At 27.7% G+C, this 26458-nt stretch carries 26 protein-coding genes and 1 pseudogene; 24 read left to right on the forward strand and 3 right to left on the reverse strand.

Features of this window, described 5'->3' with window-relative positions:
* The first annotated feature begins 48 nt into the window (after positions 1-48).
* Positions 49-1320, forward strand: coding sequence for a hypothetical protein (locus tag HBE96_RS00255; RefSeq protein ID WP_169295772.1), 1272 nt, complete (start codon positions 49-51; stop codon positions 1318-1320).
* A 93-nt stretch (positions 1321-1413) separates the two neighbouring features.
* Complete coding sequence (locus tag HBE96_RS00260) at positions 1414-2595, forward strand: AlbA family DNA-binding domain-containing protein (RefSeq protein ID WP_169295773.1); 1182 nt, start codon at positions 1414-1416, stop codon at positions 2593-2595.
* A gap of 280 nt (positions 2596-2875) precedes the next feature.
* Here HBE96_RS00260 and HBE96_RS00265 read toward each other — a convergent pair whose 3' ends face one another.
* The gene (locus HBE96_RS00265; RefSeq protein WP_169295774.1) at positions 2876-3052 is read right to left on the reverse strand and encodes a hypothetical protein; all 177 of its coding nucleotides are present in this window, start codon (positions 3050-3052) and stop codon (positions 2876-2878) included.
* 338 nt (positions 3053-3390) lie between these two features.
* Between HBE96_RS00265 and HBE96_RS00270 the strand changes: the two are divergent.
* The 3 genes and pseudogenes from HBE96_RS00270 to HBE96_RS00280 form a co-directional block, all read left to right on the forward strand.
* A pseudogene (locus tag HBE96_RS00270) lies at positions 3391-3816 on the forward strand (SF0329 family protein); the annotation flags it as partial.
* 393 nt (positions 3817-4209) lie between these two features.
* On the forward strand, positions 4210-4599 hold the full coding sequence (locus HBE96_RS00275; RefSeq protein WP_169295776.1) for a cyclic-phosphate processing receiver domain-containing protein: 390 nt from the start codon (positions 4210-4212) through the stop codon (positions 4597-4599).
* On the forward strand, positions 4583-4789 hold the full coding sequence (locus HBE96_RS00280) for a hypothetical protein (protein WP_169295777.1): 207 nt from the start codon (positions 4583-4585) through the stop codon (positions 4787-4789). Before HBE96_RS00275 ends, HBE96_RS00280 begins: the two co-directional genes overlap by 17 nt.
* Before the next feature lie 228 nt (positions 4790-5017).
* On the opposite strand, the gene HBE96_RS00285 is transcribed toward HBE96_RS00280, so the two are convergent.
* Entirely contained in the window at positions 5018-5764 is a 747-nt protein-coding gene (locus HBE96_RS00285) for a hypothetical protein (protein WP_169295778.1), read from the reverse strand.
* A gap of 546 nt (positions 5765-6310) precedes the next feature.
* Between HBE96_RS00285 and HBE96_RS00290 the strand changes: the two genes are divergently transcribed.
* Positions 6311-6469, forward strand: a complete 159-nt coding sequence (locus tag HBE96_RS00290) for a hypothetical protein (RefSeq protein WP_169295779.1) — start codon at positions 6311-6313, stop codon at positions 6467-6469.
* A complete protein-coding gene (locus tag HBE96_RS00295; RefSeq protein WP_169295780.1) occupies positions 6466-6864 on the forward strand; it encodes a PBECR3 domain-containing polyvalent protein in 399 nt (132 codons plus the stop codon). Before HBE96_RS00290 ends, HBE96_RS00295 begins: the two co-directional genes overlap by 4 nt.
* 315 nt (positions 6865-7179) lie before the next feature.
* Here HBE96_RS00295 and HBE96_RS00300 read toward each other — a convergent pair whose 3' ends face one another.
* Positions 7180-7407 carry an XRE family transcriptional regulator gene (locus HBE96_RS00300; protein WP_243186784.1) on the reverse strand — a complete coding sequence of 76 codons (228 nt, stop codon included), beginning with the start codon at positions 7405-7407 and terminating at the stop codon, positions 7180-7182.
* A gap of 302 nt (positions 7408-7709) precedes the next feature.
* Here HBE96_RS00300 and HBE96_RS00305 point away from each other — a divergent pair, with 302 nt between their 5' ends.
* From HBE96_RS00305 to HBE96_RS00385, 17 genes are all read left to right on the forward strand, one after another.
* Positions 7710-8147, forward strand: coding sequence for a hypothetical protein (locus HBE96_RS00305; protein ID WP_169295781.1), 438 nt, complete (start codon positions 7710-7712; stop codon positions 8145-8147).
* A gap of 6 nt (positions 8148-8153) precedes the next feature.
* Positions 8154-8369: a hypothetical protein gene (locus HBE96_RS00310; RefSeq protein ID WP_169295782.1), complete on the forward strand. Its 216-nt coding sequence runs from the start codon at positions 8154-8156 to the stop codon at positions 8367-8369.
* Positions 8370-8853: 484 nt separating this feature from the next.
* Positions 8854-9162, forward strand: coding sequence for a hypothetical protein (locus tag HBE96_RS00315; RefSeq protein ID WP_169295783.1), 309 nt, complete (start codon positions 8854-8856; stop codon positions 9160-9162).
* Positions 9163-9267: 105 nt separating this feature from the next.
* Complete coding sequence (locus HBE96_RS00320; RefSeq protein ID WP_169295784.1) at positions 9268-9540, forward strand: hypothetical protein; 273 nt, start codon at positions 9268-9270, stop codon at positions 9538-9540.
* 33 nt (positions 9541-9573) lie between these two features.
* On the forward strand, positions 9574-10026 hold the full coding sequence (locus HBE96_RS00325) for a hypothetical protein (protein WP_169295785.1): 453 nt from the start codon (positions 9574-9576) through the stop codon (positions 10024-10026).
* A gap of 32 nt (positions 10027-10058) precedes the next feature.
* Positions 10059-10253, forward strand: coding sequence for a hypothetical protein (locus tag HBE96_RS00330; protein ID WP_169295786.1), 195 nt, complete (start codon positions 10059-10061; stop codon positions 10251-10253).
* 19 nt (positions 10254-10272) lie between these two features.
* Complete coding sequence (locus tag HBE96_RS00335; RefSeq protein ID WP_169295787.1) at positions 10273-12171, forward strand: DEAD/DEAH box helicase family protein; 1899 nt, start codon at positions 10273-10275, stop codon at positions 12169-12171.
* 379 nt (positions 12172-12550) lie between these two features.
* On the forward strand, positions 12551-15688 hold the full coding sequence (locus HBE96_RS00340; RefSeq protein ID WP_169295788.1) for a hypothetical protein: 3138 nt from the start codon (positions 12551-12553) through the stop codon (positions 15686-15688).
* Positions 15689-16010: 322 nt separating this feature from the next.
* Entirely contained in the window at positions 16011-16196 is a 186-nt protein-coding gene (locus tag HBE96_RS00345; protein WP_169295789.1) for a helix-turn-helix domain-containing protein, read from the forward strand.
* A gap of 64 nt (positions 16197-16260) precedes the next feature.
* A complete protein-coding gene (locus tag HBE96_RS00350; RefSeq protein ID WP_169295790.1) occupies positions 16261-16509 on the forward strand; it encodes a hypothetical protein in 249 nt (82 codons plus the stop codon).
* 132 nt (positions 16510-16641) lie between these two features.
* Entirely contained in the window at positions 16642-16794 is a 153-nt protein-coding gene (locus HBE96_RS00355) for a hypothetical protein (RefSeq protein ID WP_169295791.1), read from the forward strand.
* A 58-nt stretch (positions 16795-16852) separates the two neighbouring features.
* Positions 16853-17419 (forward strand): HNH endonuclease, encoded by a 567-nt coding sequence (locus HBE96_RS00360; RefSeq protein ID WP_169295792.1) that lies wholly within the window; start codon positions 16853-16855, stop codon positions 17417-17419.
* 708 nt (positions 17420-18127) lie between these two features.
* A complete protein-coding gene (locus tag HBE96_RS00365; protein ID WP_169295793.1) occupies positions 18128-18802 on the forward strand; it encodes a recombinase family protein in 675 nt (224 codons plus the stop codon).
* 375 nt (positions 18803-19177) lie between these two features.
* Positions 19178-19357, forward strand: coding sequence for a hypothetical protein (locus HBE96_RS00370; protein ID WP_169295794.1), 180 nt, complete (start codon positions 19178-19180; stop codon positions 19355-19357).
* Between the two features lie 68 nt (positions 19358-19425).
* Positions 19426-20190: a hypothetical protein gene (locus HBE96_RS00375; RefSeq protein ID WP_169295795.1), complete on the forward strand. Its 765-nt coding sequence runs from the start codon at positions 19426-19428 to the stop codon at positions 20188-20190.
* A 120-nt stretch (positions 20191-20310) separates the two neighbouring features.
* Positions 20311-25653, forward strand: a complete 5343-nt coding sequence (locus HBE96_RS00380) for an Ig-like domain-containing protein (protein ID WP_169295796.1) — start codon at positions 20311-20313, stop codon at positions 25651-25653.
* A 92-nt stretch (positions 25654-25745) separates the two neighbouring features.
* On the forward strand, positions 25746-26327 hold the full coding sequence (locus tag HBE96_RS00385) for a hypothetical protein (protein WP_169295797.1): 582 nt from the start codon (positions 25746-25748) through the stop codon (positions 26325-26327).
* The last annotated feature ends 131 nt before the right edge of the window (positions 26328-26458 follow it).

Raw genomic sequence — 26458 nt, forward strand, 5'->3', positions numbered from 1 at the left:
AGATAACAAATCCTATCTATTAATTTTTATAAGGAAACAGCAAAAGTTATGGTATGGAAAAAAGAAATTAAAGATAAGTTTAGAAGAGAGGATGAACATATGGAAAACTATTTATTTTATACAAAAGGAGATTTATATACCACAATTGAAGGGCATAAACAAAATATTAGAAATTATATACAAAGTGAAAAGCCCGATTATATATTAAACGTTAATGAAAATGATTATATTGAATACTTATATAATAAATTTATAATTAATCCATTAGTGTTAGATGAAGAAGAAATGGCTATTGTTGAACAAAAAGAAACAGATGTTGAAATATCAAATGATTGGGACAGATATAGCAAATCTTACACTGTAAAAGGTAATTCTATTACTATTGGAATACCATATGAAGGAGATTCAGATTTATTTTATTTAAGACCTTCTACATATTCATCTGTTTTTCCACATGGAAGTATCTCAAAAAATGATTTAGTACTTACTTATGAAGGTGTAAATTTAACAGATATACAAATAAGAGGTGATTTAGATAGAGATATTAGATTAGTAAAGGAATATATATCATGGACAAACAGGGATATACGACCATTTAATGAAAACTTAAAAAGTTACTTACAAGAATTGTTTACCAGTAGAAAAAATAAATTATTAAAAGATTTAAGTTTGGTTTCATCTTTAGGAATTCCCCTAAGGAAAAATACGGAATATGTAGAAACATATGTAGTGCCTACAAATAAGAGGATTATAAAGATAGAGAAACCTGTAGTAAATGAAAAATCATTTGTTCCAGAACCTAATATTGATATGTCAACATATGAAGATATACTTAATACATTGAGTAATATGAGTATGGTTATGGAAAGATGTCCTGAAGCGTTTAGTAAAATGGACGAGGAATCTTTAAGACAACATTTCTTAGTTCAATTAAATGGTATATATGAAGGTAAGGCTACAGGAGAAACATTTAATGCAAATGGGAAAACAGATATATTAATGAGAGAGAATGGTAAAAATATATTTATAGGTGAGTGCAAGTTTTGGAAAGGGGAAAAAATACTTACTGATACTATAAATCAAATATTAAGTTATATGTGCTGGAGAGATACTAAAGGAGCTATATTAATTTTTAATAGAAATAAGAATTTAAGTAATATTTTAAAAAAGATACCTGAATTAGTACAAGCACATCCTAATTTCAAAAAAAGAGTTAATATTCATCAAGAAACGCAATTTAGATATATTTTTAAGCAACCTAATGATGCTAACAGAGAAATATTGTTAACGATATTGGTTTTTGATATTCCAGTAGAATGAGAACTGTATGAACAAAAAAATTATAAACAGCTATGATTGTTAAGTTCATACATAGAAAATGTGGTTATAAAATGAGAGTTTGGAGTGATGAGAATGTTAAATAAGGATATAAATCAAATTACTGAAGAGGATTTGCAATCACTAATTGATAATGGAGTTTTAGAAGGAAAAACTATAGAATATAAAAAAGAAATCCACTATTCTAATGATAGTGAGAAAAAGGAACTTTTAGCTGATGTATCTTCTTTTGCAAATGCCGTAGGTGGAATTTTAATACTTGGGGTTGAAGAAGATAGAGAAACGGGTTTACCTAAATCGCTATGTGGATTAGATATATCTAATATTGATGAAGAGATAAGAAAAGTTGAAAGCATCATTAGAGATGGAATTTCACCCAAAATACCCAAATTGGAGATAGGATATGTTAGGCTAAAAAGTGGAAATATAGTACTTATTATTAAAATCCATAGAAGTTGGTTAAGCCCTCATAGGATAATATTTAAAGGGTGGGATAAATTTTTTTCAAGAAATACAAATAGAAAATATCCTTTAGATGTTAATGAGTTAAGGAATGCTTTTAATTTATCTTCTACTATAACAGATAAAATAAGGTTATTTGTACAAGAAAGAATATCAAAATTAAATATAAATGAAACTCCAATTCCTTATAAAAATGATGTGAAATTAATAATGCATTTAATACCTTTTGAATCTTTTGGCAGTAACAATTTATTACATGTAAAGGACTTTCAAGATGAAGCAAGAAAGTTAAAACCTATATATAGTTTTAGTTGGAATTATAAAATAAATTTTGATGGTCATTTAATATACAATTGTGATAAAAATAATTTAAGTTCATCTTTTGTACAGTGTTATAGAAACGGAATAGTTGAATATGTGAATAGTTCAATGTTTGAAGGTTTTAATCCAACAGAGAAAATAATTCCTAGTGTTCTATACGAACAAGAATTAATAAGCACCTTAGAGTGGACGTTAAATTATTTTCAGAATATTAATATAGAATGTCCTATTTTCCTATTTTTATCTCTTGTTAACATAAAAGATTATGAAATGGCTGTAGATAGAACTAAACATTGGTTTAGTCAATCAAAATATAAAGTTGATAGAGATATGTTAATTACACCAGAAATGATTATTGATAATTACAATATGGATACAAAATCAATATTAAGACCTGTATTTGATAGCATTTGGAATGCTTGTGGATTAAGTGAATCATTAAACTATGATAAGGAAAACAATTTTAGATATTAATAAGGTTGTCTTGAAGTATCTGTTTTGTTGATGTATTTAAATTATACATAGTTAAGTAAGTAATGTGGTTTTGCTTTAATAAGAAAAATCATAGGGCTCTTAAACACGTACAGATAAAATGAGAATTTTATCACTAAAAACATCTTATCTAAGGTAGCCAAGTTGAATGAAAATAATAGGACTTTAATTTAATTGAGTCTTCTCAATCAAATTAAAGTCCTTAAACTTTCTATCTATTAGATTAAATTGCACAAAATACAAGTTATGTATAATTTTGGAATTAATCATTAATATTTTTTAAATCTGATTTTACTGTACTTTGATTTATAGCAACTCTAATTACTCTTTGGATATCATCCAAGCTTTGACTTATAGCATGTTTAACTGCTAATCTTATTACAAAGTATGTAATATAAAAGCCAATGAAAGCAAATACTAAATATAATATTATTTCCAATGAATTGTTCCTCCTTTCTATATCCCAGTGATATAGAATTTAATTTTTGATTTATGTATTAATAATTAAATGTGCTTTCTAAATTATAACATAATTATATAAGCAATCAAATATTATGATATCAGTAAAATAAAACTATCCACTTAAGAGAAATATATAAAATAAAAACTTGAAAAAGGTTAAGAATTATTTATAGACCTGTATGAGCATTGCTATTATAATAAATATAAAATTATATCGGTTCTGGTAAAAATATAGAAAAAGAGAGTGTAATAATTTCTAAATGGGAGATGAGGTGTTAAGTATGCAGAGCTTCAGCGGATTTAAAAAAAGTCAAAAATTATATCTGTGCTAAACTAAGGAATAGACTTGACTTTAGGTTTGCAGTGTATAGGGAGCACGAATTTAAAACAGCTGTAATAAAAATACTTTTGGACGGCAATGAGTTATTTCAGATTAATGATGTACTACGTGGACGCTTGTATAATAAAGGTATTATAGATTATTTTAAAGAGCCAGAAATATTACAGAAAAATCTAATTGAACAGGGATGCTACAATACAAGTGAGTTTTATAAGTTTGCAAAGGAATTTTATTATAATATGGATATAAAAACTGCATTAAGCTCGCAAAACCCACTGATTCAATTTTTTGCAATCATTGATAGAAGGTGCGGTAGAAGGACTCTAGAAAAGCTTGATGTTAATAATAGACCATATTTTATAAAAAAAGTCTATAACTTAAGAATGCAGACCAAAAGTTAAAGACTATATTTTGAATACCCTATGGATAACAGGTTATAATATAGGAAAACTAATTTGTTGTAAAGAATATTGTGATAAGGAATGGTTTAATTGGAGAGAGAAAAGAGAGTTAAAATTGAAAGAGCATTAGTAATTATATGTTACAACTTGGGAATGATTTTATCTTGTGGTTTTATACTCTGGTGTGCGATTAGACATCAGAAACAATTTATTATTTACTTTATCTCATTTTTAGTTTTTTTCATATTTTTATATTTGGTCTACGAATACATAGAAAGGAATTACCAAGATTAAAACTTGAAAGCGAAGAATTTAGTGGAAAATATAGATGTACAAGAAATTAGACAAATATTAATATATTAAAGTGTATTATTTATGCAGGAGATAAAATTAATGAAGAAGGAGATAAAATTATTTCTTGATGATTTACGTGATATTCCAGAAGGCTTTACTACAGCAAGAACAGTGGAAGAAGCTATATATTATTTAGAAAACTTTCATGTGGAAATTCTTTCATTAGACCATGACTTAGGTGAAGATGAAAAAGGTGATTTATTGCCAACAGGATATGATTTGGTAAAGTATATCTGTGAGCACGATTATAAAATTAAATACATATTTATTCATACCGATAACCCTGTTGGAAGAGAGAACATGTATCAAACTTTAATAGGAGCACAGAGAAGAGGATTTATAGACTCGGATATTAAAATTTATGATTATCCATTTATAAAGAATAAATATACAGAAGGATGGGGGGAGCACAATGAGAGACCCAAATAGAATAAAGCCGTTTTTAAATAAATTAGAAGAGCTTTGGGCTACAAAGTATCCAGACCTAAGATTTGGTCAGTTAATATCTTTAATAACCAGTGAAATAAAAATACCAAATTTGCTTCTTGTAGAGGATGATGATTGGGAAAAAGTTATAGAAAAGATTATTGATAAAGCCAATGAAAAAGAAAATAGGTGATATAGACTGAGCATACAGATGTAGCCGGTTTAATAATAGAGAACGATTATAAAAGAAACAGAAGAATATGCTCAAGAAACAGGATTAACAATTGAATGGTAAAGGAAAGAAAAAGAGTTATTAGAGTAATTACTAATAGCTCTTCTATTTTATCTAAGGTTGTCTTTTGTTAAATAATTTGAGTTCTTTTAACATTTGCTTAAAGATGTTCTTGAGCATTAAAGTTATTTATACAATTTTTTTTATTTTTTCATTCTCTATTTTCAAAACATTAAAACCACTTTTTTTATAATTATCCAAAGTTAGTTTTATACGACATGTCTCAGAGAAAACTTTCTCTTTTTGATTAGATAAATAAAATTTATTTTTAATTCGGTCAATTATTTCCTGAAAATTTAATTTGTTCATTTCATGAATGAATAGGTTCTGTATTGGTCTATAAAATAATTCTTCAAAAGGGTCTTTCATCACAAGCTTATAATATATTTCTTTTGTATCAAATTTAAATTTAATATCACCGTTAACAGTTATAGTTACCATGACTGTCTCTATAGATTCACAGTTTGTACATTTTCTACATTCTAAAATTCTTTCTAAATTAAGAGAAGGAATTGTATCAGTTGTTATAATTTTAAGATTAAAATAATTTTCAAGATTGTTACGTACAACTTCTTCCAAATAATCAAGTAAACATTCGGTCTTAGATATATAATGTAAATAAGATAACTTTAAATTATCTGTAAGTTTGTTTAAATCTGTCTCATAAGTACTATGCAAGTCTCCTAAAATATTACTAATATCATTAAGTTTCATGTTAAGTCTTTGAGGGGATATATCACCTACACAAGGTATACCAACCTTTATAAAATTATAATAATCATTAAAAATATTTTTATCAACTAAAAATAATTCTTTATGCAAATTATTATCTTTTAGAATTTGTTTGATATTCTTTTCTACAATTTTTTTATCCATTTGATTACACCTTACTACCTAAGTTCCTTTCTTTTATTTCATCATTCTTCTAGTTATTTATTAATATCTAGTTTTCAAAATAAGTTTTATTAAATTCTTAATTTCTGAATACATAAAAACATTTAATTTACATATATTTACTATTTGATAAAATTATAGCATAAAATAGGAGAATGTCAACCAATATTTTCCAAAAGGATAAATAATGCAAATTCGATGAAAATGGCTAGATGTATTATTGAGCTTGAGAGAATTTATGGAATTAAGAAAGGAAAATAATCAAAAGAGGATACCGAATAATTCGGTATCCTCACAAGAGATTAGCAAAACAAATAGGAGTTAGTGTAGATACATTACAAAATTATAAAAAACTTAATGAACTAATACCAGAATTACAAACAATGGTAGAACATAACGCTGTAAAAGCAACAACACCGTATAAAATTTATGCTATTGAAATTAAATTGGTTACTAGAGAATAAAATTACCAAAACAATTAGAAGAGTTAAAGCTAAAGAAATATAGTCTTGTGTTCAAGGAGGAGTTTTGTTTACGCAAAATCTTGTGGAAGCAAATAAAGGTGAAACTAGAGATGTTGCAATACAACAATTTGTAGTGACTACAAGATTTTACTCAATATTCTCTAAACATACAAAATGTGGTATAATAAAACAAAACCTTTATTTTGCAGGAGAATACAAATGAGTATAGATGATGATAAATTAATTGAGGTTGGGGAATTCTATCAAGAATTAAATGATGTAATTGGTTCAAAATTACCATTGAAGAAAATATATATGTCAAAAGGGCTTAGTAGCCACATGATAAAAAGAAAACATTTTTGTGCATTAAAACATATAAATGATATATCTGATATTATAAAAAAACCTGATTACATAGGGATAAATCCAAATGAAGATGGTGATACAGTAGAATTAATAAAAGTTTTTGATAAAAATATATTAGTTGGAATAAAATTAGATATTGAAAATGATTACTTATATGTATCTACTATGCATGATATACCACAATCTAAACTAGATAGAAGGTTATATAGTGGAAGAATTAAGGAATTTTTTATTGACAAAAATAAGAGATAGATGTATTATAATTATAATAAATGAATATAATAATTATAGGATTGTTGAGGTCGGAAATGGTTCCCGACACACTCGAAAGAGTACCTGAGATGATGGATACACCGCCCATCCAATAATCCTGTTCATATATTTAATTAATATAATTGTGATTTTAAAGACTGAAATTCAAGTTTAGTCTTTTTTATTTTGCTTAATTAGAATAATCGATAAGGAAAATATAGTTGTGTTAAAATAGCATGAATTAAAATAAAAGCAGTAGGATTTATATTAGTCCTCTGCTTTTTTTCAGTAGCTATATGCTTAATCATATTTAAGTTAATTATTATTTTCAAAAGTAACAATGTCACTTATGGTAATCCTATCATCTAGCTTATTAAAAAAATTATATAGGCTTTCTAAATCTGCCTTATTGATTCTCTGTATAGTGTTATTAACATACATCTTTAATGTAGATGGTCTTATATCGCATTCTATAGCCACTTTTCTTTGACTTAACATATATTTATCTAATAATTCATTAATTTTAAATCTAATAATATACATTCCATAGCCTCCAAGTAAGTAAATGATAATATAATTATATCACTTTTAAAGTTATATTTCAATACTCCTATTGACATATAACCATAAGAGTGATATATTGTAACTATAAAATAGTAAATGAAAGGATGAAAGAGTGATGGATATAAGAATATTAGAATAATTTATTAGGTTCACAATTGCATTCAATCTTGAACTAACATCAGAAAACCTTTATAGGTTTAAAAAATTATGTTGTGATACCAATTTTAAGATATAAATATAATGGATGAACTATATTAAAATGTGATGGAGGAATCATATTAATGGAGTCAATAAGAAAAATTGAAAAGTTAACTATAAGAGATGTGAAAGAAATAGGGTTAGATTATAAAATAGTTGAAAGAGTAATTGAAGAAAAATATATACATAGCATTTCGATAGAGGAGCTTGTGCACAAAATAAGTCTTATAGCAAATAGTGATAATACTATGATGATAGTGGAAGTATTGGGTGTCTTAAGGATTCCACCACTACTGTATGAGAGTGAAAGTGGAGTTGAAGTATACATAGAGAAAGATGATAGTTCAGAAAAAACTTTTATATTAGCAAGTCATGATGATGATATTGGAAACTTTGAGTTTGATGCTTTAGAAGTTAAAGCAATAATATGGGATAGGTGGAACGGCTGTTTCTTAATAAGATTTATAGAAAACGATATAGAGATAATGATAAGCTATTTAGATTACAATTTCTGGAGGTAATAAGATATGATAAAAGGATTTATAATTGCTAAAAATAGGAAAAGTGTGAAGAGTATAGGAGTAATTGCAGGTTCAGAAAATGATGATGGCTCATTTAAACATGAAGTTATTGGGTATATAGGTAAGGTTCCTGCGGTTATTAAGACCAATCTTAACCAGCACCAATGGGATTTATTTTGTGAAGGGAAGCTATTAAGAGAAGAGCTAAGAAAATACATTTAAAATGTAGATATCAAAAAACACAAATAAACGTAAAATAATAAGAATCTTAAAGAAAAACTCTATTAAATACGTAATTTATCGCACAAATAGATTATATGGTTTGAAATACTATTTTGAATCATACAATAATTATGCTATAATCTGTGTGGAACTAACAATTTTGGTCTTCGACAAATAAATACATTTATGATAAGGATTATTTTGGCGATTAATCCTAATACCTAAAACCCAAAACATAATGAAGGGTTATCAGTGATGTAATTATAATACCATTTTTACTTGACAAAGTCAATATAGTATGTAGCATTTTTATTCTAGACTAGTGAAATCAAGGCTTTAAACTAATAGTAAATGCTGAAAAGATGATTTTTATACTATATTAAATGATTACGAGGTGAAATGATATATAAACATTAGGGGCGAAATCTTAAAAAGTGATAAAACGATATTTTTATCTATAAATGAAGGGAGAACAATAGAAAAAATGCAAGCAATTAAAGTATCAAAATTAAAATCTCACCTACATAAGGAAAAGGAAGAACATATACACAAAGGTGATAGATTATATTTTAAAGGAAAATACGGATTATACCATGAGGTTACTGTTAGGTCTATTCAAGGTGATTATGCATATGTAATTGGTGGATTTGGATTTGGAAGGCAGAAAGTAAGAATAGATAAGCTATTTAAACAACCATCAAATGAGTATCAAAAATTATCTAAACACGTTGAAGAAGAAGCATGTAAAGCTCAAGAGATATTATGGGAGTTTAGAGAAAGTCGCATCAAATAATAGTAGTCACATTCTATGAACAAGTTGTAGCAAAAAAATAAAGACTAAAAATTAAGAGAAATTTAAATATGATAGTTGCAAAAAAGACAATAGAGAGAGAATATAATGATTTCAAAAAAAATATTGGATAATATAAATCAATTTGCTAGTAAGGATTTTAGTGATGTTGATGTAATTTTTATATTCAAGATAGTTGGATGTAAAAAATTAGAGTTCTATATTATAGGAAGTACAGATTCAGTAGTGGCAGGTTTAACTAATAGAAAAATAGAAAAAATGGGTAATTTCATAGGTGGAACTGCAATGGATTTTAGCAAAACTTTAGTAAATAAGTGGAATAAGCTATGTGCTTATAGTGATGGTAGTTTTAAATTATAAATTTATAAAAAATATAAGGAGGAAAATTTAAATTTGAGTCATTTAGAAAAAGAAAGAGAGTTTACAATTAGAGACTGGGATAAAGAAATTATAAGATTGACTAAAGATGAGATGCTATTTCTTATTGATATCACTGTAGAGTGGGATTATATAAGTTTAGCTGAGAAAGGGGAAAAGGTAGAAGATTCAGTTAAGCTGGAGCTATTAGATGCATTAGAAAGCATATACATACATAGTACACATGCAGATAAAAGGATAGCTAGATTATGTGAAATAGCGAAAAATTTATACATCAAATTATTGGATATATCTTATAAGGATGTACTTTTTGTCATAAAAGAAATAATTAATATCAAAGGATTCATAACTAAATTTGGAGTGTTGGATTATTTTTGGCAGGAAAACGAGGTAACACAGATAAAAAATGAGTTAATAGAAACTGTGTCTAGAACACGACATTTAAAGCTTCTGAAATTATCTATTTAGGGTCAATAAAAATTATATGAGTGGAGGAACTTATGGGGAAAGAAAAAGTAATTATTAAAGGAGATGTATTTGTAGCCAAGACCAAAAGGCTGTGCAAATACTTAACAGATAAAGGATTTAAAATGAAAAGAGAAGATGTGGATAATTTAAATCCTAATTACAATGTATATATATTCAATAATTCAGCAGCAGTAAGACAAGCTGTTGCTGAGTACTTCCTAAAGTAGCAGGTTAGGAGGTAAATTATTGGTAACGAATAAGACAGAAAAATTAAAAGATATAATAAACAAAGAAGATAAAGATTTAATGGAAATGGTACGCTATATATCAAATCCTTTAATTGGATTACGTAGTAAATCTAAATTTAAGGTTTTCACTCTTGAAACTAGCAGGGGGAAGACAATAGGAACTGCCTATGCTATAGCGAAAGCTATCAAATGTGGAAGTTCAACAAAATATGTATTTACTACACATACGCTAGAAGAGTGTAGTAGAGTAACAGAAATGATAAATCAAGAAGTTGGAGAAAATATTGCTATGTATTATAATCCATCTCAAAAAGGAAAAGAAAAGAGCGAAGCATCGAGCGAAAACTTTTATGATTGTGCGGAAAAGCAAGTGTTGATTGTAACCCACAAAACATATTTAAATATATCTAATCCTAAAAATGATAAACATGAGAGATATCAATCATGTGTAAAAGGTAAGTTCGATTTTCTAATTGTGGATGAAGAAATTAATGCTGTAGTAAATACCCTTTGCTTCTATGATGATTATACATATAAAAAGATATTAAAGATAATTAAGTTTGTTGATGATTCTGAAATATTGGATTTATTTGATAAGTTATGTGAACAGCCAAAGAAAACTATAAAGTTCTATGAAATTAAAGAGAATTTGAAAAATAAAATTATTGTAGCTGAAGAAGTTGAAATGAATGATGTTTTTACAGATTTAGAATATAGCAGGCTTATAGAATTGATTAGTTCCATAGATAATGAGGTTATTAATGATTATAGCGTAGACAATAAAACAGATATTACTAAAAATGAAATTATTGAAGAAATTGAGAAGATAAATATACTATATAAAAATATGTCAGTTAATAGAGTATTGTATTGGAATGGAACATTATACAGTTGTAATTTTGACTTTGAATTTTTAATGTTAGATAACAATGTAATGTTAGATGCTTCTGCTAATTTCAATACATTATATACAATAGGTAAAATGTTTGATGTTGTTAAATCTGAAAGAATTATAGACCATTCAAAATGTTATTTACATTGGCATAAGAGGAATACTTCTAAGAGTGCCAAGAAGAAAAGTAGTAATAACAATCAGTTAACAGACTGGAGAAAATTTATTGTTGATGACATTAAAAAAAAAGCGAGGAAAGATTCAAGAGTATTAATAATAACTTATAAAGCTGAAGGAGATGCTTTAAATAAAAGATTTCTAGATAATGAATTTAAAAAGTATTTTAAAGAATATAATTTTCTTAATTTTTTAAATATGAGGGGAGTAGATAAGTATGCTAAATATGAAGAGTGCTTTATTGTTCATACTCACCGATTTGCTTTCCCTGTATATGTTTTGATGTATATGTATTATAAAAAATTAGACAATGCCTATGGGATTAATATGACTTATGGCAAATATAGAGGAAATAATACAATAGGATTTAAAGACCCTATGCTTGATAGTTTATTGTTAAGTGATGAAATATCTGCAATATACCAAGCTTGTAAGCGAATATGCAGAACAAAAAAGCCCATTGGAAATTTTCATATTTATAATAACAACTTAGAGGTTATAAAGCAAATACAAAAGGAACTATTAAATGTGAAAGTACTTCCAGATGCAGAAAATGAAAGAATGAAACATGTTGATGATTTTTATTTTTTAATAAGTAAAATTCGGGAAGGGACTTACAATGACTATAAGATTGTTGATGGAAAAACAGGTAGGAAGAAAAAGGCAGTTACCAGAGGTAAGAAAGATTATTATGAGGTTACTAAGAAGTTGTTCTATGAGGTATTAGGTATAGATAATACACATTTTGCTAGAGACATTGTTAGTAAGATTAATGTGGCAGAACTAGGAATTAAATTTAAAAATGATGTTGTGATAGTGAATTTTTAAAATGGGGGGATTTTTTTAGTGTAGAAAACTATTAATATTTGTTGATAAAGTGATGATTTTTTTCTCGTAAAGGTCGCCACTCTCTTTATATAATATATATAGACCTTGGCGACCTTTAAGAGGACTTTTAGGTGACTTTTTAATAGAAAAATGAAGTTATTTTGGTGTTAAAAAAATCCCCCCTTTTTAAATTAAGTGGAACGAATGGTATAAAATATCATATATTATGCGTTTCTTTTGGTTCTTTTCTTTTCGCATAGGTCTACAACATATATAGGAGTAGTAGGAACGATAGTGACGTACTAACCCTAATGTTGTAGAGATGGTGGTAAAAGAAAAAGAACATAATATATTTATTAAAAAATACAAAGGAGAAAATATGTTAAATAAACAAGTGCAGATATATAGCGTTGATACTAATGCTTTTTTAAATGAAGAAGAATCAAAAATATTAAAGAAAATAAAGGGTATGGAATATACAATAGAACTATTAACGCAATTTACGTTGCTAAATATAATAGAGAATTTATATAATAAAACAATAACATTCAAGGAAGTTAATGCAGAAATAAAGGCTTATAAAGATAATGTTGAACAAGATTTACAAGTCACTAATCTACTGTATAAGATTAATAAGAATAATTTAGTGCAAGGTAGAGTTGAAAAGCCTAGATATCATTTCGATAGTGTGTTAGACCTCCAAAATAAACTACAGGAAAGTGATAATAAAAGTTACATTGCAAGATATACAAACAAGCTAATGAAAAATAATAGTCAACTTGTTAAGGACAAAACATTTAGAAAACTTATGTGTGAAATAGATGATGAATACATAAAATATGAATCAGTTGAGATTAAGGATAAAAATAATAAGACTAGAATTGTAAAAAAAGATACTGGATATAAGGCTTCAATAAAACAATGGAAAAAAGAATTCAATGAATTAATAAGAAAAAATAAAAATGTGAGGATATTAAATAAAATTAGTAAATATAATATAATTTCAGTTTTTGATTCTTTTTTAACTAGAACTTTAGGTCTTGAAATTGGTAAATTAAGTGAAGAATTAATAACCCTTAGAGTTTGCCATTATCCAATATTTAAACAATTAATAAATAATGGATTTGTTTATAAAGATGAACGATATATTCCATTTACAGCAAGTGCAGGTCAAATACGTAATAAGAAAATGGTCTTTGTTAAAGAGAGTACTTGGGAAAATTTCAAATTAACATTAATGTGTGGATTAACTATAGAAGATATTAATAATAGTAAAGAAAAGGGATGTAATATAAATAAGTTTCTAGCATATTTAGCTCTTACAGCAAGTGCTACAGATGCATGGGAAGATTTTAATATTAACCAATGCATAGTTCTTGAAGATTATGTAACTACAATTAATAATGCTAAAGTAGATTATATTTCTAAAGAAAGAAAAAGTAGAGATGTAAAAGTAAAGGATGAAAATGGAGAGTATATTAAAAATAAAGATGGAACTATTCAAACCCAAAAAGAAGAATATTGGTTATTAGCAGATAAAGCCGAAGAAAGAACCATGGATATAGAAATAACACATTCAGATGGGTGTGGTTGGATATTACCAGATTTATCAAACAAGAATTTTCAATGTAGATTACCTTGGATAAAAGGTCTTTTAACCCCTGTAGATTTTATAGCATGGTGTGATGAATATAATTCTGGTAATTATAAAGTTACGGATATATATGGCGAAGAATGGAATTTGAAAGAAGATAATATTAAAGTAGTGTTTTTTAAATCTCAGTTTAAGATGAATAAGTATTATAAGTCATGGCAAGATTACAAGGACAAATTTAAAAAATATAATTGTAAAGCCGGAAAATGTAATATTGAAGATGATGAATTTAAGAATTCAAATTTTAATTATCAAATGTGGCAAACGTTAGAAAATGTTGATAATAGGGTTATTAAAAAATTTACAAAACCAATACACAAATTGATAACTAAAGCATATACAGATAAAAATACAATGTTAAAATTATTAGGAGCTACAAAGGAAAATTCTAATATGAATTATTTGCAGCAAGCACTTCTGTTGTATTCTGAATTAATACAAGATAAATATATTAAGAATAAAGTGAGTGAAGCTTTAAATAAGAAAAAGAAGGAAGCTAAATATGGAAAATTTCAAATCCGCCCAGCCTATTATACGTTTATAATTCCAGATGTTTTTGCATGGATGCAGTATGTTTTCTTAGGAAAAGATAAGGTAACTGGATTGTTGGAAGATAAACAGGTATATTGTAAATTATTTGACACTGAAAAATATCCCGAACTCTTAACTAATAGAAGTCCACATCTAGGAAAAGAACACTGTCCTAGAAAAAATGTATCGAATAGTGATATGGAAAAATGGTTTGTTAGTGATGGAATTTATACAAGTTCTTATGACTTGATTTCTAAGGTATTACAATTTGATAATGATGGAGATAAAAGTTTAGTTATAGGAGATAAAGAACTAGTTCAAGTTGCAGAAGACAATATGAAAGATGCAGAAGGTAAAAATATAAGACCTTTATATTATGAAATGGGGAAAGCAGAGCCTAAAATAATAAATGCCAATAATATATATAATAGTTTAATAACTGCTTTTAAATATGGTAATATTGGTGAGTTTTCTAATAAATTAACTAAGTTATGGAACTATAGAAAATATGATGCTGAAGGAAATGAAGTTCTATTTACAAAAGATGAAGTTAAGAAAAGGCTCAATCTTTCTAAAATAATTACCTGTTGCAATAATTTCTCTATTGATGCAGCCAAAACACTTGAAATGGTTGAAGTATCTGAGGTAGTACAAAAGCAACTGGAAGAACTTAATAAAATTAAACTTCCTTATTTCTTTCAATTTGCAAAAGATAAAAGTGAGAATCAAGTTGAACCTATTAATAACAGTACAGTGAATGGAATATGTAAAGAAATAGAGAATATCCCACAACTTGATTATAAATTTGATGATTTAGGTAGATTTAATAAACATATGCTAATGAATAATTTTAGAATAGAGATACTTGATGAGGTAATAACTAAATACAAAAAGCTTAAAGAGGAAATGCAAAAGTATTTTATGTATATATCTAATCAATCAAGTGTTATTAAGAATGATGAAGAGGTTAGTAAAGAAAGAATAGCTCCAGTTGTTTATGACAGTTTGTATTTAGAGTTTGAGGAATTTTGCAAACTGAAAAACATTGATGTAGTTGATGCAACTGATATGATAGTAAAATATATTTATAGCATTGATAAAGATAGCAAAAAAGGATTTGTTTTTAATATATTAGGGGACATTATTGTTACTAACATAAAGAAGAATATTAAGAAGAAATCAAAAAAGTTAAATAAGGTGAAGGAAGGATATATATTTTGCAGTGGTTGTGGTAAAGAAGTTTCTAGAACAGGGAATAGACAAACTATGTGTAAAGAATGTGCAGATACTAAGAGAAAAGAGAATGATAGAAAAAGAAAATCAAAAAAATAAAAATATTGGCTAAAGATAGTTGAAATATACTATCTTTAGCTAATATTTCTAAAGATTCCACATTTAGAAAATAAATTATATAACTTTTTATTTAATATTATATAGTTTTTTTTGTTTTGCTAAAAATTTTTTTCGTTAAATAAATTACCTTAATCTATTGATATATAAGGCTTTAAGCTATAATTTTCACTTTTCGCACTATGGAGATAATACAATAATTCAATTATATTATATTATTTAATAGTTTGAAAGTCAATAATTTTAGGATTAATTTACTAATGGTTTGATTATAAAATTATAAAGAAAGGTGGAGGTAAAGCTTATGACAAATGAGAGTGTAAAAGAAAATTTAAAGGATTATTTATTAAAACATGGAGTAAGGAATAACTTTATTGCAGAAAAAATAGGGATATCCAATACGAGTATTTGCTTGTTTTTACAAGGAAAACGCTTATTATCAGAAGACAAGTTAAATCAAATTGAAGAGCTAATAAATAAAAGTTATTAGTTTATAAAGTCAAAGGTTAAAATTAGAGGGGAAAGACCCTCGCAATATTTAGGGGGAAAGTATTATGAGAAACGAAGAAAGAATTAAAAAAACAATTTTGAACTTGCAAGATGGAGATAGGCTTTATGGTCACAATTTTAGGATTAGTGAGGAAGAAATTATATATGATGAGAATGGAAATAAGGTAGATTTAAAAGAAATTATTTTTGGAGAATTTTATGCTAATGAGATGATACTACATGAAAGGGACTCAGATGATAGATTCTTGTTAGCATACGAAGGCATTACAAGGCTAAATGTATTAAAAAAGTAGCTACTTTTGCGAAAGCAGCTATTTTTTGTTTTTTGAAATTTAACGATAAAACATAGATTTTATTCTTTATGTAAATAATGAGAATATAGTTGAGCAGAATAAAAATGGAATAAATAAAGATGGAGAAAAGTTATGGAAAAAGATATTAGGCAAAAGCATTACAACAGGTTTGAAAAATTTGTTACATACGACATAGAAGAGCGAGAAATTGACGAACAAAAGATTATTTTAGAAGAGATAATTAGGGTTGCGAATGATATGTTAAAAGAATTAAATAATAAATAACTTAGTAAATGTTATTGCCTACAACAAAAATAAATTATACAAGGTAGGTAATAAAGATATGGAAAATAAGATATACATAACACAAAATGATAAAAAATATATAGAAAATTATTGCAAAATACAAATTGAAAATAATGATAAGATAAGAGTTAAATCAGTCGCTGTTACATTATCCCAAAAATATGCTTTATATGAAATAATGCAATATATAAAACAAGATTTAGGAATAACAGAAGATAAAATATGGCATGGTGATGCAGATTATATCTTTAAAATGACAAGAGGACATGTGCAGATAGTAAGTGACTTATATTTTAATACTTCTTATATGCATCAATATGTGATTTGCAAAGAATTAGGTTTGGGGATAGAGCAAGTAAAAAAGTATATTATCCATCACATAGACCAAGACAAAAGTAATAATAACATTGATAATTTATGGCTATTCTGCGATAAATCATCACATATGTCATTTCATCAGTTGCTGAAAAAGGATGTTAATGCAGACATAAAAGAATTCAATTCAAATTACATAGAAAGTATACTTGATAATAGCAATAAAGAGGACATTAAAAAATATCTAGAGGTAGTAGACAAGCTAGAAAATACAAAAAAATGTGCTTAAGCAGGGTAATTTTCAAAATTTAAAAGTGTGAAATTCCGGATTCTATCTGACCCAACTACACAGAACTTGAAATTTTTTTAAATGCTATTTAAGGGTGGAAATTCAGCATAATATAAAAGATTTTCTTAGGCTTAACGATAGCCACTTACGATGACACACGATAGCATTTTTTTTTTAGAGAATAGCTAAACTATAAAGAATTTCTTTAGTATTTGTAATTGCCCACGTTAATAGTTTTTGTGGTACGATGACAGGTACGATTGCAAGTGTTTGGAAGGAACAGAGTAATTCTGTTCCTGTTATTCTATTGTTTTAAAGTTATAACAACACTATAACTATATTTAAAAAGCAGATTAATATAAAAAGTATAATCTTAAATAATTGTATTTCGTTCATGGAAAAGTTCTCCTTTCTATGATTTTTATATTTTGTAAGCTCTAGAGCTGAATTTAATAACTTTCAAGACGTCTTACATTAAGTATAAAGGAAATAACTAAGGGTATATTTCAAGAAAGACCCATATTTCTTCCAATTTTATTGCAATCCTTAAATTAAAAAAATCACAGATGCTGGGAAAGTATCAAATAAACCATTAAATTAAGTGTTTATGATAAAAGTATCAAAGTATATTGATTTATGGATTAAATGACGGTATAATAGGGGTATCAATTAAACTATAGATTAATTGATAGTTAGGGGGATTAGAATATGAGTAATTTTTATTTTTATCTAAGAATATCAACTAAAGAGAGTACAGATAAACAGAGTTTTAATAGGCAATACAAGAGTTTAAAAACATATGCAGATAATAACAATTTAAAATTTACAGATAGATATATTTATAAAGATGACTGTACTGGGAGCACTTTTAAAAGAAAAGAATGGGAAGAGTTAGAAGGTAACTTGAAAAAGGATGATACAGTTGTATTTAAAGAAATAAGTAGATTTACACGTCAAGCAGAAGAGGGATATTCTAAATATATGGAATTGATGGATAAGAATATTAACTTGGTATTTATAGACAATCCAACAGTAAGTACAGATTATATAAAAAATTTATGTAGAGTGGCAACAGAACAGGACTTGGTTGCTAAAACTGCATTAGAGAGTACTATAAAACTATTACTAATTGTGGAGCTAGATAGGGTGCAAAAGGAAAGAGAAATAATAGTTAAAAGAATTAAACAGGGGATTGAAGCATCAGATAAAAAAAGTGGTCGAAAATTTAACACATTAGATAAAATGACAGACGAATTAAGAGCAGACATATTTGGATTTTTAGGTAATAGAAATATAAAGCAAATTGACTTGATGAACAAGCATAACATCAGCAGAAACACATTAAAAAAATATGTTAAAATCATCCAAGAAGAAGATAAGTAAATAAGCCTTTTGTTTTAATTATTCTAAGGAATAGGGGGGCTATTTTCCACTTTTAGGTGACCTTCATTTTCAATTAGCAGGGTAGACTGTTCAACCTACACGACCATCGAAGTTTATTTAATTGGACTTATATATAGGTAGGTGGGGCTATTTAAAAATATTCCATAAATAAAAAAATACCTACATATTACATATGGGTATTTTAGAGATATAATTATTGATAAAAGTAAATTTAAAAAAGAGTGTACAGATTTAGGTATTGAGTTAGTACCAGTAATAATAAGAGAAGATATCATTGATGAAAATGACAAATTAAAAAAGCTTTTAGCAACTAATTTTGGTAGGCTCAAGAATAACCCTGTTAAACAAGGTAAAGTGTTTGCAGAGTATGAAAAATTATGTGGTGTAACTCATGGTGGCTCAAGAGGTAAAAATTATCCCTTGATAACTCAAGAAGATATTGCAAAAGAGCTTGGAGTTGATGTTAGAACTATTCAAAGACTAAAGAAACTTCAAACACTATCATCGGAACTACACGCAAATTATATAATTTGAGTTGTTAGCTATTCTTTGGTACAATATGCTTGAAATATGCAATTTTTATTTTAAGGGGGAATAAGATATTGAAGAAAGGTGTTTTAATTTTAGTAAGTATTGTATTGACTATAGTAGCTGGATTAACTGGCGTATATTTAGCTAAAGTACATAATGATTCTGATAGTCAAGATAAACAATCAGTTGTAAATAATATACAGCAAAATAGTGTTAGTACAAATCAGCAAAAAACACAAGAAAAACAAAATGATACATATTTAATTGATGGAATAAGCACATATCCTTTAACTGCCACTGAATTTAAAGATGCTGTAGGCAAAGGAATAGCACATAAGTCACATGAAAAAGATATTGGAGAAGAAAAGACTTTAACATGCAATAATGGTATGTTAATTGTCTGTTCTATAGACACTCCTTATTTATTTGTAGCTGAGGAAGCAGAAAAATATGCAAGACAATATAAAAATGTAACGTACGCAGAGATTGCGAATAAAACACCAAATCGCAAGTTATGTGTATGTACTTCAGTGATTGTTGGAGAATCAGTGGATTTCTATAAGAATATTCATATGGTCTTAAAAGTATATTATGGTAATAACCAAGTTAAAGTTATTCAGCCTAATGAGGATGTTGCTATCGAGAGAAACTCGCTTAATAATCACGAGAAGGTCACTGGATTAGGTGGCAAACGGTCTTATAGTGCTGTGGTGCAAGAGTCTTTTGAGAGTAAGGAAATAGTACCATTAAATCCAGAGAAAATTGAAGCTGTTTTGATAGATGGAAGTACAGAAATAGTACAATCATTTAACTATAAAGAATTGAATCAGCTTTAGAATTGTAGAAATATTTAAGACAATTAATATATTATAGGGAAGATGTTTGAAATTATAAAACATCTTCTTTTTATTTATGCAAAAAATTAAATTATAAATATAAAGGAGAGAAAAGTATAAATGATAAAAGCAAGCGAAAATTTTTATTTTAATGGAAGTTATGCAAGTGACTTTGGAATAATCAATGTGAATATTGATAGCAGTGGGATGATACAAGAGCCTTTTTTTAGTAATAGAACTTTAAATAAAACAAAATTGAAATATAAAGATAATGCATATTTTCAAAACATACAAACAGATGTCAAACAGATAGAATTGCAATTGGCTTTTTCAGATGAAATAGTAGTAACTAATTCATTGAAAAGAGCTGTTCAAAGATGGTTGTTAGATACAACAGGATATAAAGAATTGTGGTTTGAACAAGATTGCCAAGTTTTAAATGATGAATACGATATTACAAAACCAAAAAGAATTTATATGGCAACAGTAGTTAATAATTCAATGTTTAATCATTTTAATTTACCAGCTGGTTATTTTAATGTTACATTTGAAACAAACTCAGATATTTGTTATTCATTAGAAAGAGGAAACCAGCCTTATAAGGTAATGGAGTCTGAAGATGAAACAGAAGACTCATCAAAGATATATTTCTTCAATCACTCAGATTTTTTGATAAAACCTCAAATAAAAATCCAAGTTGGACATGTACCGGGGACAGATGAAAATAATCAAAGTATAAAAATGACTAGTCATGAGATAGATGATTTATCGCTCGGAGGAAATTCTGAACTAAATGATAATTTTCGGAGAATTTATGATGTACAAAAAACCGATTTTAGTAAATTTCCTCCTTTTGAGTTTTCTGAAGGTAAAAGTGCTTCGGGGATATTTCAGCTTCTTGGAACTATATTTTACGGAGAAAAATTTATTTTAGGTAATAATACATATGAGTTTGATTTAGGCTACGGTAAACCATACAATAAATTAGAAACTTCAAATATAATGGTTCCAGTTTTTGCAAAAAAAGCTAGTAACATTTTGGTCTTTAATGAAAATAGTTGGGTTAATGATGGGAGTACTATAACTATTGGAAATCAGTGCTTTGAATTTGATTCAAATGACTTAGTTAGTCCGCAAGCTGTAAAGGTCGATATATCTAATTATGTTGATAGGGGTAAGGCTAGGTTATATTTGAATAGTAATTTAATGCCAGGAGAAACCATGAAGGTAGGAGATATAAATTACGAATTTATGGGGGGAACCCGAGAAGATATTATAAAGATGACCGACCATTTGCTTACAGATGGTAGCGAAATAAACTACCTAGTAAATACAGACCGAAATACTTTGGTTAGTGACAATGTAAATATAAGTACCAAAAAATTAAAGGATGTTGATAAATGCTTAGTTAGAAACATTTCAAAGAATCCTTCCGACATTGGTATTAGAAAAATGGGATACTGGAACAAGGACTTTGTTCGTGTGTTGTGGGATTCAGAAAGTAACGAAGATTATCAGCAAGAAATAAATAACGTCCCAATATTAGGAAGGATAATTATTACTTTTGATAATCAAGTAGATGAAAAAACAATAAACAATGATACAATCCAAATAAGAGATATTGAAGGTAAATTAATAGATTGTACCCATGATATATCTAAAGATAAAAAGGTTATAGGAGTAACACCTAAAACACCTTATTCTTATGATAATTACTATTACTTATATGTTTCAAAGGGTGTTAAAGATATAAAAGGAGAAAGCTTTCATCAAGTTAGAAAAATAAAAGTCCATACTAAAAAAGAGAATGATACAACTATAGATAAATATGATGGAGTAAGTCCTATAAAGACATTTTCAATATATTCAGCTCAAAAGATTGATAGTTCTACCTTAAGTAATAATGTTTATGTTGTAGAAGAAGGTAGTAGCATACACTATGATGTAAATATTAATTTAGTTGATAGTGGAAAAATAATCAATGTAAGCCCTAAAAATAGATATGGATATGGAAAAACATATGAACTACATGTGGGAGTTGGCATTAAAAACGTAGATGGTACTGCTATTTTAGGTAGCGAAAGGATTATAGATTTTACTGTACAAACAGAAGTAAATGAAACTCATGTAGATAACGATTTTATACCATTATCTAATGTTCCAATATCTGAGACCATTAAAATACCATTTGATGGCAAGCTAGATAGTGGCTATGTAAATAATAGTTTAGTAGGTAATGCTGTAATATTGCAAGATGGAGATAAAATTCAAGTGTATATTGACATTAACATTAATTCCATAGCTCCTAATATATTAGATATAACACCAAAAAAAGCATTAAAATACAATTCTTATTACTTCCTTTATATATCCCAAGCATTAAAACTTGATGGAAAAAGCAATATATCAGCACCATTACAATATAAATTGATTACAGAAACCGAAGCAAGTGCAAAAAATATTATAAACTCAGATGCGAATAATGAGTTAACAACGTCAGAAACAGGTGATAAATCTTTATTACAAATAGACCTTGGAAGCTGTAATACAGATAAGGTTATAACATATCATTACAACGCTCCGTTAGATACTTCGACTATAAATAATACTAATGTATGGGTTAAAGATTGTAAAGGCAATAAGGTAGATATAATTGTTGAGCCTACAACAGATAATACAGGCATTCAAATATTTCCTTCTCCAGTATGGGAAAATGGTGAAAGTTATAAAGTTTACATAAATAACCAAGTAAAAACAAGCTCTAAACCACGTGTATTTGCAGGCAGTGTTCCACCAGATGGAGATTATGAAAATGCAGTAAATATTTTTGGAAAATACTTTGATGTTATAAAGACTAATGGGTTTAAGGTACAGGAAAATAATATAATCGACCACAATGGAAATCAAGTAGTATTTACTAAGAATGATATTGTTTTTCAAAATAATTATGGTATAAAAAAAGAAGATTTGAATGATGATGGCTCAGTTAAGGATGGAACTAGTATAACAAGTATTCCAGCTAAAGGTATTAATACAGAGAATGCGAAAAATCTAGCTTCAACTGATAGGGTTGCTACAAAAATTGCAATGCAGGAAAAAATGAATGAGATTCAAGGGCAATCTTGGATAACTCAACAATTAGTTAATGAAGATACTGAAATAGTAACCTTTAATGTAAAAGATAATAATGAAAGAATATTAATAGATGTAGATTCAAGTATCATTCTTGAAAGTAGCAATATTAAAAATGAAGTTGTAAAGAAAATAGTAGGAATGACACCGGGGGATGATATCAATTTATATGAAGAATCTGATATGGACTTCTGTATAGACCCCAATTCCTTAGTTCCATCAACAATCCCAGTAGGTGCTAAGGTTTATGCTGGCAAGAGTACAGATAAGACAAATGCTACTGATGATGATTATACTAATGCATGTAAGATATTAGCTCCTCTTGGATATACAGTTATAGATACAACAAGTATGACATTAGAAGATAAAAAGAAAGCTCTTTTCAAGCCTTTTGATATAGTGATAGGGGGAGTATTAGCTGGAACCAAGCCATCTGATTTTGACCCTAAAACAGGTAACTTATTAACTTCAAAACCCTCTGAGACAGACACTACTGATACAAGAACAACAAGAGTTACTGGTATGCCTATGGAAGTAAACATATATCCTGCAATACGTTTGCAAGGTAGTGCTAATAATCCGGGGCGTGAAGGAACAAAATTAGCAATGCAGGAATTTGCTGATAGATATAATAAAGAGAAAAAAGGTGGAGAATTAGGTGAATATACATCTAATATTTGCCCTAAAGGAGTAACACTGATGTACAAGGTTCCTAGTGGAAGTAATGTATATGGAGCTGGAGCGGATTACTATAATGCAATTCGCTATTTAAACTCTTTTGGATTTAATAACTTCGTAAATGTTGGGGTGATGACAGATGCACAAAAACAAGCTATTGGATTTACAAAAAATGATATCATCGTAGGAGGAGTTCAAGCAAGTGATACTGCAACAACTAATACAGGTCAATCTGTTACAGTTACGGGTATTGGTGCTATTCCTTTAAATGGAGCTTTAAGACTGGGTGGTGTGGATAGATATGATACAGAAGCTAAAATTAAAGCGTATAGTGAGAGCTTAAGAATAAAGACGATAGAAGCAGGTGACATCGTAAAACTTAAGATAAAGATTAATAATCCTAACAACATGATAATAGATAGTAATAAAACAGCATCTGGAGATGATGTTGCATTAGAAAATAGCAATGAGACCATAGATGAAAATATTAGAATAGAATATCACATCGTAAAAAGTGTAACTCCATTAAGTCGTAATAGGGTTCACATTGATTTCTATGAAAATATTAGAACTATAGGCTTTATTTCAGAAATTGAGATAACAGATTTATATAAATTATATGAAACTAGGACTGCTGAGGATTATCTTTTTAGTGGGAGTTATCAGATTAAAATAGGCGATGACAAAAATAAAACAATGCTAAATATAGTAAAAGCAATAAACGGGACAGGCGTGTATGGAGTGGAATATAGTCAATACACATTCAAACACTCAATTGTTTTAGGTCAAATAGCTTCTGAGAATGAAATTGAATTGGATGCGATAGAAGCAGGAACAAAAGGAAATATACCTGTAAGTTTGGTGGATAAATTAGACCCTAAAAATAGATTCTTAACTTCTTCATTAGAAGGTGGAAAAGACTGTACTCAATCTGATGCGATAAAGGCTTTGGCTAAAACGATACTTGAACAAAACGATAAGAAGGAAAGATATAATAAAGACAAGTACGATGTTACTTATGATGCAACTACTTTAACTATTACACACAAAATGTGTGGTGAAAAGTATAATGATATTATATGTCTTGCTAATGTAAATCAGCAAATTCAAATGCCATATATTATAACAAATACGGGTGTAAAGAATGTTGATAATGGTAGTTTGATTAATCTTAAGGACTTCTTAAATAGAGAGAAACAGGTAGCTAAGTGGAAAAACTTCACATTAATAGGTGGAGAAGACCCAAAAGCTGAAGATTGTGTAATAACTCTTGTGGCTAAGATAAAAGAAAAGCACTCTGCGGAGATAATAACAACTTACTTTAAGAAGGACGATGGAACCGATGATAAAACTGGCTTTAATATTGAGTATGCTAAGGTTGGAGAGATTGGAAATAATGCACCACTTGACACAACATGTGTAAATGGTAGATTATCGGGAAAGAAGCTTAAGGGTGGATTAGATGGTTTACAGGTTGGAGAGGTGATAACTATAGACAATGAGAGACAAATCATAGAAAGTAGTTTAAAGAAAAATAGATATAAAAACTTTAATAATAATTGGCTAAGCGTTCCACTTGATGGCGTAATGTTGCGAGTTAGACAAGGTAATTTTACAATAACGTTCGCGTACAGGGAAAAATATTACATTTAGAGATAATTTTAAGGAGTATTACATTATAATTTTGTTGATGTAATACTTCTTTATTTAAAAGAAAAATTAAAATATAGATAGGAGAGAAAACAATGATAAATAACAGAGAAACTGAACAGATATGGAAAGAAGCTTTAAAGGATATAGAAGAAAATATGAAAAATGATGTTGCAATAACTATAGATAATGATAACTTACGAGGAAATTTAATAAATATTTTTAGCATTTTTGATAATATATCCTATGAAATAGATAATGAAAGGACTGAAGAATGTAAAAGGATTTTATATAAAGATGAGTATTTTGAAGCGATAAAGTATTTGCTTAAGGATTATAAGATAAGTTTTGTAATGGAGCTAATTGACTCTATGAAGCATTTTTATAAAAGGCTCTGCGAAAATGTAGAAGGAAAGGAAATATTTGTAACCTATAAGAAAGCAAATAATATGTATCATTTTATAGAATTAATGTTTACAGAAAAAATAGTTAAAACCTTGTTCCGTAATAATATTGTAGAGCATTTATTTTTTGTACAAGATAATAAAAACAGATTAAATAAAGCAGTATTTATAAATAATATAGATGCGTTAAGTGTATTATATAATAAGCTGGCAGATGAAAGGGGAATTCCAGAAAAATTTAGAAAAAAGATAGTTTTAGATAATATTAGATAATTTAACACAGCAAATGAATAAAATGTCTAAAAAGGTTAAGAATATAAGTGGGAAATGTTTTTTTAGTGGTTCATGGGAACATTCGCAAGTATAAGTTAGTTGTGACATGGCTTATACGGCAACCCCTTTTT

Source organism: Clostridium muellerianum (assembly GCF_012926525.1).
In the GTDB taxonomy this organism is placed as follows: domain Bacteria; phylum Bacillota; class Clostridia; order Clostridiales; family Clostridiaceae; genus Clostridium_AM; species Clostridium_AM muellerianum.

Bases quoted from the DNA above. Each gene is read 5' to 3' on its own strand.
- HBE96_RS00255 (WP_169295772.1), top strand. From the start codon at position 49: ATGGTATGGAAAAAAGAAATTAAAGATAAGTTTAGAAGAGAGGATGAA.
- HBE96_RS00260 (WP_169295773.1), top strand. From the start codon at position 1,414: ATGTTAAATAAGGATATAAATCAAATTACTGAAGAGGATTTGCAATCA.
- HBE96_RS00275 (WP_169295776.1), top strand. From the start codon at position 4,210: ATGAAGAAGGAGATAAAATTATTTCTTGATGATTTACGTGATATTCCA.
- HBE96_RS00280 (WP_169295777.1), top strand. From the start codon at position 4,583: ATGAGAGACCCAAATAGAATAAAGCCGTTTTTAAATAAATTAGAAGAG.
- HBE96_RS00285 (WP_169295778.1), bottom strand. From the start codon at position 5,764: ATGGATAAAAAAATTGTAGAAAAGAATATCAAACAAATTCTAAAAGAT.
- HBE96_RS00295 (WP_169295780.1), top strand. From the start codon at position 6,466: ATGAGTATAGATGATGATAAATTAATTGAGGTTGGGGAATTCTATCAA.
- HBE96_RS00300 (WP_243186784.1), bottom strand. From the start codon at position 7,407: ATGTATATTATTAGATTTAAAATTAATGAATTATTAGATAAATATATG.
- HBE96_RS00305 (WP_169295781.1), top strand. From the start codon at position 7,710: ATGGAGTCAATAAGAAAAATTGAAAAGTTAACTATAAGAGATGTGAAA.
- HBE96_RS00310 (WP_169295782.1), top strand. From the start codon at position 8,154: ATGATAAAAGGATTTATAATTGCTAAAAATAGGAAAAGTGTGAAGAGT.
- HBE96_RS00315 (WP_169295783.1), top strand. From the start codon at position 8,854: ATGCAAGCAATTAAAGTATCAAAATTAAAATCTCACCTACATAAGGAA.
- HBE96_RS00320 (WP_169295784.1), top strand. From the start codon at position 9,268: ATGATTTCAAAAAAAATATTGGATAATATAAATCAATTTGCTAGTAAG.
- HBE96_RS00330 (WP_169295786.1), top strand. From the start codon at position 10,059: ATGGGGAAAGAAAAAGTAATTATTAAAGGAGATGTATTTGTAGCCAAG.
- HBE96_RS00340 (WP_169295788.1), top strand. From the start codon at position 12,551: ATGTTAAATAAACAAGTGCAGATATATAGCGTTGATACTAATGCTTTT.
- HBE96_RS00345 (WP_169295789.1), top strand. From the start codon at position 16,011: ATGACAAATGAGAGTGTAAAAGAAAATTTAAAGGATTATTTATTAAAA.
- HBE96_RS00350 (WP_169295790.1), top strand. From the start codon at position 16,261: ATGAGAAACGAAGAAAGAATTAAAAAAACAATTTTGAACTTGCAAGAT.
- HBE96_RS00355 (WP_169295791.1), top strand. From the start codon at position 16,642: ATGGAAAAAGATATTAGGCAAAAGCATTACAACAGGTTTGAAAAATTT.
- HBE96_RS00360 (WP_169295792.1), top strand. From the start codon at position 16,853: ATGGAAAATAAGATATACATAACACAAAATGATAAAAAATATATAGAA.
- HBE96_RS00365 (WP_169295793.1), top strand. From the start codon at position 18,128: ATGAGTAATTTTTATTTTTATCTAAGAATATCAACTAAAGAGAGTACA.
- HBE96_RS00380 (WP_169295796.1), top strand. From the start codon at position 20,311: ATGATAAAAGCAAGCGAAAATTTTTATTTTAATGGAAGTTATGCAAGT.
- HBE96_RS00385 (WP_169295797.1), top strand. From the start codon at position 25,746: ATGATAAATAACAGAGAAACTGAACAGATATGGAAAGAAGCTTTAAAG.